We start from the raw sequence: 11,151 nt of genomic DNA on the forward strand, positions 1-11,151 counted from the left end.
AGAGTTTTACGGCCAGGTCCCGCCATACTTGTTCAGCCACTTCATCACCCGCCAATGCGGCCCGTTCCAAAGCGATGGGGTTGCAGTCCACAATGGCCTTGTCAATGCCGTGGCTGGCGTAAAGCGTGCGTGCATCCGCAGCTATTTCCCGGTTGCCTACATAATCCTCCAGGGAGCCGCGGTTGCCGTAATGGCCCAGGCGCCCCCGGTAGTCGATGCTCGTCTGCCCCAGCTCCCCGGCGGAGCAGGTAGACCCGCGCAGAAGTTCTCCGTTCACGATCAGGCCGCTGCCAACGCCGGTGCCGAGGGTCAGGCAGACCAGATGTCTTTTTCCTTTTCCGGCGCCCAGCTTCCATTCCGCATAAGCCATGCAGTTGGCGTCGTTTTCCACGTATACGGGCAGTCCGCAGGCGGCCTGGAGCATGTCCCGTACCGGAACGTTGTTCCAGCCGGGCACGTTGGTAAGCGTATAAACGGTCCCCTGGTAAAAATTGACGAACCCCGGCATTCCCATGCCGATGGCCTGCACTTCCGGGTGATTCAGCCGCAGCATATTCACGAACTGGGCTATGGCTTCAATCAGTTGATCGGGATTGCCGTATTCCTGGGTGGCTATCGAAGGAGCGTGGGCGATTACTTCCGCGCCCTTGACGACCCCCATCTTGATGGAGGTGCCTCCGAAGTCAATGCCGATGGAGGGAATGGTTGAAGCTGTCATATAACGCCAATATAGAATTTTATCGGGCGTTGAAAAGGTTAAAAGAAGTATGTTCCCGGTAAAATCCCGACAGGAAAATAGAGGGTGCAAAAGGGGGGGAAATGACTTGTTTCATCACTGAATTTTCTTGAATGAACATTTGGGCGTTTGTAATGTCTCATAGTCTAGTCAGCGGGGCGGGTTCTGCCCTCTGTTCGTGAAATATTGTCAACCTCAGCCCATAGAGACACCTCCTATGCCTACTCCCAAGAAAACCAATAGCAAGACCGTCGCCAAGGAAGTTCCGGCTTCCAAGAAAAAGACCTGCGGGAAGTCCGATTGCAAGACCGCTGTAGACCTGGAGGCTCCCGCCAAGAAGAAATGCTGCAGGAAAAAGGCGTCTGAACCGGAAAAAGCCGCCAAGCCCGCCAAAGAGGCTGCCGCCGCCGCGGCTGAAATGGAAAAGAAGCCTGCGCCGAAAACGGCCAGAAAGGCTCCGGTTAAGAAAACCGCTCCCGCTCCTGTTGCCCCGGTTCCCGCTCCCGCGAAAAATGAATTGACGGATGAACAGGCGGAAGCCATTGCCGCCGCCAGGGCCGAACTGGCCGCCAACCCCGAATGGGAGCCTTTTGTGCAGATGCAGCGCCAGCATCTGCTGGACTTGCGCGACAGGGCTCTGGACAACATGAGCGGCGTGGCCCGCGATACTCTCCGGAATCATCCGGAAGGCAGTGAGGCTTCCGGCTCCGGGGAGCACCAGGCGGATGCCGGCAGTGACGCCTATGACCGTGATTTTGCGCTCAGCCTGCTTTCCAAAGAGCAGGACGGCCTGTATGAAATCGAACAGGCGCTCGCCCGCATTGACAACGGAACATATGGCATCTGCGAAATGTCATACAAGGTCATTCCCATCCTGCGTCTGGAGGCCATCCCCTTTGCGCGGCTTACCGTGGAATGCCAGGCCCAGTGGGAAAAGGAAAAAGGCCAGAATGCCAGGTTCCGTCCCAGAGTGGCCCTGGGCTTTGCCGGAGGACAAAATGATGTAGATTTATCTGTTTCTCTTGACGATGACGAAGAATAGTGTATAAATCCTCCCCCGTAACACATTTTCATCATGCCAAGAGACATCATCATCCTCGAATGCACCGAGGCCAAAGCCGAAGGAAAGCCTACGTCCCGCTACGTCACCACGCGCAATAAAAAAAGCCTGCGTACTCCCGGCCGCCTGGAAAAGATTAAGTACAATCCTTTCCTGAAGCGCCGTACGCTTCATCGTGAAATGCGTTAACTGGTTCGGCTTATCGATTATCTTTATTATTATGTCCACTGAACCCAAGACTGTAGAACGCCGTATTCGTTTCCGCACGTGCAATCGTCAGATGCCGCGCCGCCGTCTCGACATCCCGATGGATCAGGTCAATCTGCTCAACCCTGATTTTCTGTCCAAGTTCACCTCTGAAACCGGCAAGATTCTTCCCCGCCGTGTGACCGGGCTGTCCGCCAAGATTCACCGCAAGATAACCCGTGAAATCAAGCGGGCCCGTTCCATCAACCTTCTGCCGTAACAAGCCCCAAGGAAAATCTCTTTCGGTAGAATTGTCTTTGCAGGCGGGAGTTTGTCCGGTAACAGGGCAGACTCCCGTTTTATTTCCACCCATCATCCTCTTTTTCCATGCAGGAACTGAAAGATACCCAGTCCGAGGCGGATACGCGCAATATTTCCATTGACCGGGTGGGCGTAAAAGGGTTGCGCTTCCCCATCCAGATACAGGACAAGCTCAACCGCATCCAGTCCACCGTGGCGACGGTTTCTCTGGCGGTGGATCTGCCGGAAGAATTCAAGGGCACCCATATGAGCCGTTTTGTGGAAGCGTTGCACCAGCATGGCCCCTTGCTGGATGTGCATACGGCCCTGGCCATTCCGCGGGAACTGCTCCGCCGTCTGTCCGCCCGCCGTTCCCATGTGGAAATGGAATTCCCGTTTTTCCGCTCCAAAAACGCTCCTGTGACCGGAATTGAAGGGCTCATGGATTACGTTGTCCGGTTTGAGATGGAGGCGGAAGCGAACAACAAACTGGCTGATTTCAAGCTGACAGTTATCGTTCCCGTGACGACACTTTGCCCCTGCTCCAAGGCCATGAGTGCCTACGGAGCCCACAACCAGCGCGGGCTGGTTACTTATTCCGTGCGTTTTGCCTCCAGGCCCGTCTGGATTGAAGACCTGATTGACCTGGTGGAATCCTGCGCGAGCTGCTCCCTGTTCAGCGTGCTGAAAAGGCCGGATGAAAAATGGGTGACGGAAAAAGCTTATGAAAACCCTGTCTTTGTGGAAGATCTGGTGCGCAACGTGGCGTTGAAAACGCAGAGTCATTCCGCCTTCAGCTGGTACCGGGTGGAAGCGGAAAATTTTGAATCCATCCATAACCACCAGGCATATGCCGTCATTGAGCGCGATTTGCGTTCCTGAACCATTTCCGCGCCGGATTTATGAACGATAACTGGTGGGCCGTTGCCTCTCTCATCCTTTCTCTGGCTTTCACAGGGCTGGGATGGCGCCTGCTGGCTTCCGGTCGGCGGTTTTTATATGCCCATCTTTGGATGGCGTGCCTCTTTGTTCTCCAGACAGGGGCGCTATGCGTCAAAGCGTACCAGACGGGAATGTGTCCCATCCGCGGCGCTTCAGAGGTGCTCTTCTTCCTCTCCTGGAGCATCAATCTCTTTTATCTGATGCTGGGACGTGCTTACCGAATGTCCGTGCTTGGCATCTTTACGGCTCCGGCTATTGCCGTGCTGACGGTTTTTTCCCTGCTGATAGGCCGTTCCGGAGCGGACGTGCAGGGCACGCATGACTTCTGGGTGACGGCGCATGTGGGCATAGCCATGATGTCCTACGGAGCCGGCGGCCTGGCCGCTGCCGCGGGGGCGGCGTTCTGCATGCAGAATGAATGTCTTAAAAGACACCGGATTCCCGGCACCTGCCGTGTGCTTCCTCCCATCCGTACACTGGAAGCCAGCATGAAGCGCCTGGTTCTTGTGGCATTCCTCCTTCTTCTGCTTGGGGAATGGCTTGGGTGGCGGGGGAATCTCCCCATTAATGCGGCCAAGACCTCCATTGTCATTCTTCTCACGGCAGGCTACAGCGTCCTGCTGTGGTTCATCTACCGCCGCGGCATTCCGGGAAGGATGTTGGCCTGCTGCTGCGTGGCCCTCTTTATTGCATCCATGAGCATTTTCCTGGTAAGCTGATGAGAATGGTTTGTTTAGGCTTGAATCACCGGACCGCTCCCGTGGAAATACGGGAGCGGTTTGCCGTGCCGTCCCATAAGCTCCGGGAGGAAGGACAGCGCATCCGTTCCCTTCCTGGAGTGGACCAGTGCGTTGTGCTTTCCACCTGCAACCGCATGGAAATTTATTATTGGTCCAACGCTCCGGAAAATGCGCAGGAGCACATTTTATCCCATTTTCTGGGTGATGGGCGCGGGGAACTGGATATGGCTTCTTATTTTTACAGCCATCAGGGAGAAGATGCTCTAGGCCATCTGTGCCGCGTGCTGAGCGGCCTGGATTCCATGGTGCTGGGGGAAACGGAAATCTTCGGCCAGGTAAAAACGGCTTACCAGACGGCCCTGGATGCCGGGGTAACTGCGGCCTGCGCCAACAAAACCTTTCAGAAAGCCTTTACTATCGGTAAAAAAGTGCGGACGGAAAGCCAGATTCATGCCGGGGCAACCTCCGTGGGATCCGTGGCAGTGGAGCTGGCGGAACAAATTTTCGGGGACCTTTCCGGCACCCGCGTCCTTATTCTGGGGGCGGGCGAGATGAGCCGCGTTACGGGGCGCGCCCTGCATGCCCGGGGTGCTGAGGGCATTTATGTGGCCAACCGCTCCTTTGACCGTGCGGTAGAGCTGGCGGGCATGATCGGCGGCCAGGCCATCCGGTATGACGTGTGGGGGAACTATCTCAGGGATATTGACGTGGTGGTGGCCGCCACCGCTGCTCCCCACTGCATCATCACCCGGGAAACGCTTCTGCCTTTGCGCGCCTCCCGTAAATACCGCTCCCTCTTTTTGATTGATATTTCCGTGCCGCGCAACATTTCTCCGGACGTGGCGGATATTGACGAAGTGTATCTCTACGATATTGATACCCTCACCCAGCTGGCGGATGAAGCCAAGCGCAGCCGGGAGCAGGAGGTTTCCCGGTGCGAGGCCATCATCCGGGACAGCATCTCCAGATATTTTCCGGATTCCGCTCTTTATGACCAGTAAAAATACCCTCATCATCGGCACCCGCGGGAGCGCCCTGGCCCTGGCCCAGGCGGATATGGTCCGTGCTGCCCTTTCCCTCCGTTATCCGGAACTGGACGTGCGCTGTGAAATCATCCATACTATTGGAGACCGCCGCACGGATGTTCCTCTGGCGGATGTGGCCCGCGTTTCCGGCATGGTGGACAAGGGGATCTTCATTAAGGAACTGGAAACCGCCCTCCGGGATGGCCGCATTGACGTAGCGGTGCACAGCCTCAAAGATGTGCCGAGCGAGCTTGCCGCCGGCTTCACGCTGGCCGCCGTCTTGCCCCGTGCTGCCGTGGAGGATGTGCTTATCACGAAAGAACCGGACTGGAACGGTTCCGGAACGCTGGCTACCGGAAGCGTGCGCCGACGCCTGATGGCGCGCACGTACTGGGGTTCCGGCCTGCGGTTTGAAAACCTGCGGGGGAATGTGCCTACGCGTTTGGGAAAGCTGGTGGAACAGCCCGGCTGGGATGCCGTGATTCTGGCCAGGGCCGGTTTGGAACGCCTGGGGCTGTACGCGCCGGAAACCCTTGTGGAAGGAAGAAAACTTTACATGCGTCCTCTGCCGGTGGAAGTTTTTATTCCTGCTGTGGGGCAGGGCATCGTTGGAATGGAATGCCGTTCCTCGGACAGGGAGACGGCGGAAATGCTGGAAGGCATCAATGATCCGGAATCTTTTGCCTGTGCGCTGGCGGAACGGGCTTTCCTGGTACGTCTGGGTGCGAACTGTTCCACGCCCGTGGGTGTTTACGCCCATCCGGATGGAGAGGAACTGGTTCTGCGGGCTGCGTATTACGTTCCGGGCAGGGAAGAGCCTTTTGCCGTTGTGATTCGCGGAGACCGGAAAGCCCCTGAAGCGATGGGTCTTCGGGCTTTTGAAGAATTAGGCCTGAGTGGATGGCGGAAGACTTCCTCGTGTTCCGGATGCGGAGAAAAATAAAAAGGCTCCGGACCGGATCCGGAGCCTGAATCAGGCGGAAAACTCGCGGGCATTAATGTTTTTCCTTGGAGCCTGAGCTTTTATCGCTCATAAACTGCCCGGTTGAAGCATCGCGTTTGATGCGCCGCCCGGTTTTGCTTGTGGTAGTCTCGGAGCGTTTTTTGGAATTGCCCTTATGACTTCCACCCATGTGGGAACTGCTGGCCATGTTGTATTCACCTCCTTTCCATTTTCTTCGCTTGTTCATGAACGAGAGAAGAAATCCTGCCGTATCATAGGTTCCCGTGACAGCATTTGGGGCTTGCGGATGGAGTTTGTGCAGGAATATGCTTCTATTTATGAAGCAAACCGTTGCAAAAGGTAATCCCTTAGAGCCGCAGCTTCGTTGTGCTCCGTGTTTCTGGCGGAGTACAGCAGCGTAACCTTCCCTTTCCGCGCCAGCCGGAGCAGATGGGAAACGGCTTCTCCGTTTCCATCCAGTTCCTCATCGTACTTTTTGCGGAATGCGTCCCATCTGACTGGATCATGGGCAAACCACTGGCGGAGCGCCGTGGATGGAGCTATGTTCTTCAGCCACTCGTCCCAGGAAGCTTTTTCCTTGGAAATGCCGCGGGGCCAGAGCCGGTCCACCAGGACGCGGTAGCCGTCTCCGGGTTCCTTGGGGTCATAAATTCGTTTGATGGTTATGTTCATACAAAAAGATTCGATAAAGGAATAGAGCCGGGAAAGTTTTTTTCTGTTGAGCTGCGTCGGGACATGCGTTTTACGGGACCGCCAACAGAGGCAGTCCGCAGTTGGGGGAAAAAGAAACAAACGGTTCTGTTCCGGAGAGGCTGCCGCTTCCGGCGGAAGATAGCTGAAGCCGCTTAAAATTCCGGCGTAACGCCTGTGCGGACTTGCTACGCCAGCTGTCGGCTTTTCATCTTTCTGGCTGCAGTACGCTCTGTGTTCCGTGGACAAATAAGCTGACGTGGAATCCGGTAAAAAAGAAACCGGATAAGACGGGGAAACTTCTGTATGGAGCGGCTTCTCTGGAAAAAGGATATAACGGTTGCTGCACAGATTCCTTTTCCCCGATTCTCCGGAATACTATTTCCTCCAGGAGGGGTCGGGCGTCGTTCTGCGGGCCTGGAGCATCATGATGAGCATCTTGAGCTCATTGAGGCGCGAGTAGTGTTTTTTCCTGACTTCAGGATCCAGGGCCCCATAATACAGCCACCGGTCCGTTTGGGCGGACATCAGGCGCTGGGCCGTCATGGCCATGGACAGGGCGCGTCCTGGGGACTGGGCAGCAATGGCCGTACTCCAGGAATACAGCATATTATTGTAAATGGTAGTCCAGGCGAACATGCGGTCGTCAAACCTGCCGGGACTCTCTACGTACGGGCGGAGCAGCTGTTCCGCTTCCGTGAGGCGTCCCTGGAGGATGTAAAGGAGGCTTTTAGCCGCCGTCAGGCCGTGGTTCCCGGGGCTCAGGCGTTCCGCTTTTTCTTCCTGATGCTCCAATACTTTGAGCCGGGCTGGGCTTGGGGGGGGAGAACTGCCTGCGGCATGCAGAATGTTGCGCCGCACCAAATCCGGGTCCAGGCTGCAGGAGGCGGCTGCTTCCAGCATGGGCAGCCGATTGCTGGAGGAAGCCGGGACGGCTTGAAGGGAGTTTTTCCAGACCGGAAAAGCCAGAAACGCATAACACAGAGCCAATATGGCCATCAGCAGTGCGGCGGTCGCTTGAAGCCAGCGGCCGACTCGGCGCGAAGCCTTCACCCTGGAAAGAGGGGCCGTGCAGGTAATGCCGCCGCATAGGGCGCTGGCTCCAAGCAAGGCAGGGTTATGCCAGATGAATTCCCCATAGGCGTGGAAAGCGGCGATGCACAATACGCAGAACGCCGCCGGTCCCAGGGGATTGGGCCGTTGATGTTCTCCCGACAATTTCAGAACGCTCCGGAGTCCGGAAATAAGAAACAGGGCCAGCAGAGCCAGCATCAGCCCCAGCCCGGCATAGCCGTAGTCGCAGGCGGCTTGTGCGTATTCGTGGTGGGCAAAATTGGGGAGGTTGGCTCCGGAGAAAAACTCCGTGGAAAGATTGGTGTACATCCGGCTGCCGTGACCGAACAGCGGAGCCTGGTCCGCCAGCGCCCAGGCCAGTTTGGACAGGTCCAGCCGGTTGCCGAAGGAAAATGTATCCAGAAGGGCGGTAAGCCTGCCCGCCCCCCGGGACAAATCCAGCACGGCATAGGACGTGCCCAGGAAAAGCAGGATAATAAAGAGGATGGACGCCGTGTAAAATTTTCTGTTATTGCGGAAAACGCTGGAGGTATAAATAAAGAAGCACAGGGTTACGCCAGCCAGGGCGTTTGGGAAGGCGGACCGCGAGCCGCACGTGAAGGAAACGAGGATGAGCGCCAATCCTGTGAATAGGCGGATGCCCCATTTTCTGGCGGAAGCCATGCTGTATGCGCAAAGGAAAAAACCGGTGACGGACAGGAAATGGGCGGAAAAATTTTTGTATCCGAACAATCCGATGTTGCGGATTTCCGTGCCGAACAGGGAATAATCCGGTCTGAACCAGGAGGCTTCCGTTCCCGTTATGTTCTGATACCCCCACAGCAGGGCATTCAGCAGCCCCAATGCCGCAGCCAGTACGGGAAGAATACTCTTTTCCCCGTTTCCGGCTCCGGCATACGTTCCCGCCGCGAACATGACGATGGCCGTGGCGATAAGGCCCAGATCCGCTACGCTCTCATAATAAAACCAGGGGGAAAACCATGCCCGGACAAGGAAATAGCCGCCTCCCAGACCCAGGGCCAGCCAGCCCGGCAGTCCGGGGCTGGGAATCTTGTATCCCCGGAGAATACAGAAGCAGAACAGCAGGAGGGCTGCCGCCAGAAAGCAGGCGGGAAGGAAAAGGGTGTGCCATTCCCCGCCTGCCGCCGTCGTTGCCAGGAAGATGTAAAAAAGGGCCAGCAGGCCCGCCAGAATTTTCCCGGCGGCAGTTTCAGCAATGCGCGGAGCGGGGGAGGTGCTGGGGGGAGAGTCTGGCATGGTTGGGAATTTATCTGGAAGGCTGCAGTATAAACGCGGGAAACTTCCTTGCCAAGAGCAAGCTCCCTGTTGTATGCGGGAGGATGCGTCCAAATGCCAGAGTTCTGGCGGACAAGACGGAAAAGGTGTCCGTAAGCCGGACAGGATAAAATGATCCCTGTTGCCAGGGAGAGTTTCTGCCCCTTACTGCGGCTGAAATAAAACTGAGTATCGGTAAGGGAAAATAATATACCGCAGAAGCGGGCATCAATCCGTCTTTGGCTGCATATTTTCCGTTCGCCGTAAAATCTTGCAGCGTTTCAGCCTGTTTTCTGGAAAACAAGGTTCCCTTATGCCTGTAGGCCGAATTTACGTTTAATTTCCGGAACGGAATAATTCACCAGCGTGGGTTTGCCCCCCGGGGTGCAGTACGGCACTTCACAGGCAAGCAAATCCTTTAGGATGGCAGGGGCCCGGTGAGGGGAAATGCGCTCCCTCCAGGCGGATTTTCTGGCAAATTCCCCAATGAAGGTCTCATAAGCCACGCGTTTGGCATTTCGGCTGAATTCGGACTGGGTGAGACGGTCCACCAGCTCCAGGAGAAAAGCGCGTGCGTTTTCCAGTTCCAGCAGTGCGGGGATGGATTCTATTCTGATGGTATTCTGTCCAAAGGGCGTAACGACCATGCCGGCCTGGTCAAAATGCGGGGCGAACTGCCGGATGACGGCAAAATCCCGCGGGTCCAGATCCAGCACCACCGGATCCAGAAGCTGCTGGGACGGCATGGGGGCTTCCCGGCGTGCGCGCAGCCGTTCAAATATGATGCGTTCCCGGGCCGCCTTGGGATGCATCAGAACCAGGCCTTCCGGCGTTTCAAACAGGGCGAATTGCTGGCGGAGTGTTCCCAGATAGGAAAATCCGGCGGAGGCATCCCTTTCTGAAGCTGCGTTTTCATGGGCGTTTCGTGCCGTTTCTTCATCCTCCTGACGGTGAAAATCCAGTTTCCCCTGGGTGGCGGGAACCTGTTTCAAGGGAATGGCCCGGAGGGTAGGGGGAGGGACAGGCCCATGGGATTGTCTGGCAGAGGAGGAAAGCGGCGGTTGGGCGGCGGAAGAAGCAGGGGCCGGTCTGGCGGCCGCCGGGAAAGCAGAACCGGGGTTGGTGGAACGGGCGGGTATTTCCCCATACGGCGCGGTGGTAGAATGGGCAGGAGGAAGAGTTCTCTCCGGCTCCGGCGCGGCGGCAGCGTGGATTTCCTGCCGGGCGTGCTTTTGAAGAGTGTTGGCTATGGCTTCCACAATGGTATTTACCACGTCTGCGGAACGGCGGAATCTCACTTCCTTCTTGGCGGGGTGCACATTGACGTCCACCAGAGCGGGCTCCACCTCCATATACAAAAAAAGCGCCGGATGCAGTCCGGTGGGGAAGCCTCCATAGCCGTCCCGAATGGCCCTGTTAATGAGCTGGTCCTCCACGGGGCGCGTGTTCATAAAGACGTACTGCCCTTTTCTGGTGCGTCTGGCTTCGGAAAGAGGAAGCAGGAATCCCGTGATGGAAATACCGGGGCCGATGGTCGTTTCTATCGGAATCAGGGCCGCCGCTGTGGCAGCATCCGTCAGTGCGGAAATGCGGACGCGCAGATCCGCTGTGGCGGGAAGGTCAAAAACAAGCTGGTCGTCCCGTTTATAGGCAAACCGTACTTGGGGATAAGCCAGGGCATGCAGGCGTATCTGGTGCTCCACATGGGAAGCTTCCGTTTCTGCGGATTTGAGGAACTTGCGGCGCGCTGGAGTATTGTAAAACAAGTCGGCCACCTCAATGGCGGTGCCGGGAGAGACGCCTGAGCTTCTCGGTTCGTGTTCCAGGCCGCCGTCAATGCGTATTTCCCAGCCTTCCAGATCCTGCTGCTGCCTGGTACAGAGTTTGAAGCGGGAAACGCTGGCAATGCTGGGCAGAGCCTCTCCGCGGAATCCCAGGTGTGTGATTTCAAAAAGCTCCTCCAGGGAAGAAAGTTTGCTGGTGGCGTGCCGTTTGGTGCACAGCTCGGCGTCTGCCCGTGACATGCCGCTGCCGTCGTCCGTCACCTTGATCATGCCCACGCCTCCGCGGCGTATCTCCACCCGTACGAATTTGGCTCCTGCATCCAGGCTGTTTTCCACCAGTTCCTTCACAACGGAGGCGGGGCGCTCCACTACTTC

At 56.8% G+C, this 11,151-nt stretch carries 12 protein-coding genes; 7 read left to right on the forward strand and 5 right to left on the reverse strand.

Features of this window, described 5'->3' with window-relative positions; genetic code table 11:
- On the reverse strand, positions 1-718 hold a 718-nt coding region (locus tag WW58_RS05545; protein ID WP_046436005.1), incomplete at its 3' end, for an ROK family protein.
- A 235-nt stretch (positions 719-953) separates the two neighbouring features.
- Between WW58_RS05545 and WW58_RS13075 the strand changes: the two genes are divergently transcribed.
- From WW58_RS13075 to hemC, 7 genes are all read left to right on the forward strand, one after another.
- Positions 954-1,778 carry a TraR/DksA family transcriptional regulator gene (locus WW58_RS13075; protein WP_022198647.1) on the forward strand — a complete coding sequence of 275 codons (825 nt, stop codon included), beginning with the start codon at positions 954-956 and terminating at the stop codon, positions 1,776-1,778.
- 33 nt (positions 1,779-1,811) lie between these two features.
- Positions 1,812-1,985 carry a 50S ribosomal protein L33 gene (rpmG, locus tag WW58_RS05560; RefSeq protein WP_012419155.1) on the forward strand — a complete coding sequence of 58 codons (174 nt, stop codon included), beginning with the start codon at positions 1,812-1,814 and terminating at the stop codon, positions 1,983-1,985.
- A 31-nt stretch (positions 1,986-2,016) separates the two neighbouring features.
- Positions 2,017-2,262, forward strand: coding sequence for a 30S ribosomal protein S18 (gene rpsR, locus WW58_RS05565; RefSeq protein WP_046436007.1), 246 nt, complete (start codon positions 2,017-2,019; stop codon positions 2,260-2,262).
- A 107-nt stretch (positions 2,263-2,369) separates the two neighbouring features.
- Entirely contained in the window at positions 2,370-3,164 is a 795-nt protein-coding gene (folE2, locus tag WW58_RS05570) for a GTP cyclohydrolase FolE2 (RefSeq protein ID WP_012419153.1), read from the forward strand.
- 20 nt (positions 3,165-3,184) lie between these two features.
- Positions 3,185-3,943 (forward strand): cytochrome c biogenesis protein CcsA, encoded by a 759-nt coding sequence (gene ccsA / locus WW58_RS05575; protein ID WP_046436010.1) that lies wholly within the window; start codon positions 3,185-3,187, stop codon positions 3,941-3,943.
- A gap of 20 nt (positions 3,944-3,963) precedes the next feature.
- Positions 3,964-4,965 carry a glutamyl-tRNA reductase gene (gene hemA, locus WW58_RS05580; protein ID WP_237970441.1) on the forward strand — a complete coding sequence of 334 codons (1,002 nt, stop codon included), beginning with the start codon at positions 3,964-3,966 and terminating at the stop codon, positions 4,963-4,965.
- Positions 4,955-5,932 (forward strand): hydroxymethylbilane synthase, encoded by a 978-nt coding sequence (gene hemC / locus WW58_RS05585; RefSeq protein ID WP_215833580.1) that lies wholly within the window; start codon positions 4,955-4,957, stop codon positions 5,930-5,932. The genes hemA and hemC overlap by 11 nt, the downstream gene beginning before the upstream one ends.
- A 52-nt stretch (positions 5,933-5,984) precedes the next feature.
- On the opposite strand, the gene WW58_RS05590 is transcribed toward hemC, so the two are convergent.
- The 4 genes from WW58_RS05590 to mutL all read right to left on the reverse strand — a co-directional run.
- Positions 5,985-6,179 (reverse strand): hypothetical protein, encoded by a 195-nt coding sequence (locus WW58_RS05590; protein WP_046436015.1) that lies wholly within the window; start codon positions 6,177-6,179, stop codon positions 5,985-5,987.
- Positions 6,180-6,268: 89 nt separating this feature from the next.
- The gene (locus WW58_RS05595; RefSeq protein ID WP_012419149.1) at positions 6,269-6,625 is read right to left on the reverse strand and encodes a DUF488 domain-containing protein; all 357 of its coding nucleotides are present in this window, start codon (positions 6,623-6,625) and stop codon (positions 6,269-6,271) included.
- 396 nt (positions 6,626-7,021) lie between these two features.
- The gene (locus WW58_RS05600; protein WP_046436017.1) at positions 7,022-8,974 is read right to left on the reverse strand and encodes an O-antigen ligase family protein; all 1,953 of its coding nucleotides are present in this window, start codon (positions 8,972-8,974) and stop codon (positions 7,022-7,024) included.
- A 329-nt stretch (positions 8,975-9,303) separates the two neighbouring features.
- A partial coding sequence (mutL, locus tag WW58_RS05605) for a DNA mismatch repair endonuclease MutL (protein ID WP_288143411.1) occupies positions 9,304-11,151 on the reverse strand: 1,848 nt, incomplete at its 5' end.

Origin of the sequence: Akkermansia sp. UNK.MGS-1 (assembly GCF_000980515.1) — a bacterium.
Classification (GTDB): domain Bacteria; phylum Verrucomicrobiota; class Verrucomicrobiia; order Verrucomicrobiales; family Akkermansiaceae; genus Akkermansia; species Akkermansia muciniphila.

Bases quoted from the DNA above. Each gene is read 5' to 3' on its own strand.
- WW58_RS13075 (WP_022198647.1), top strand. From the start codon at position 954: ATGCCTACTCCCAAGAAAACCAATAGCAAGACCGTCGCCAAGGAAGTT.
- rpmG (WP_012419155.1), top strand. From the start codon at position 1,812: ATGCCAAGAGACATCATCATCCTCGAATGCACCGAGGCCAAAGCCGAA.
- rpsR (WP_046436007.1), top strand. From the start codon at position 2,017: ATGTCCACTGAACCCAAGACTGTAGAACGCCGTATTCGTTTCCGCACG.
- folE2 (WP_012419153.1), top strand. From the start codon at position 2,370: ATGCAGGAACTGAAAGATACCCAGTCCGAGGCGGATACGCGCAATATT.
- ccsA (WP_046436010.1), top strand. From the start codon at position 3,185: ATGAACGATAACTGGTGGGCCGTTGCCTCTCTCATCCTTTCTCTGGCT.
- hemC (WP_215833580.1), top strand. From the start codon at position 4,955: ATGACCAGTAAAAATACCCTCATCATCGGCACCCGCGGGAGCGCCCTG.
- WW58_RS05590 (WP_046436015.1), bottom strand. From the start codon at position 6,179: ATGAACAAGCGAAGAAAATGGAAAGGAGGTGAATACAACATGGCCAGC.
- WW58_RS05595 (WP_012419149.1), bottom strand. From the start codon at position 6,625: ATGAACATAACCATCAAACGAATTTATGACCCCAAGGAACCCGGAGAC.
- WW58_RS05600 (WP_046436017.1), bottom strand. From the start codon at position 8,974: ATGCCAGACTCTCCCCCCAGCACCTCCCCCGCTCCGCGCATTGCTGAA.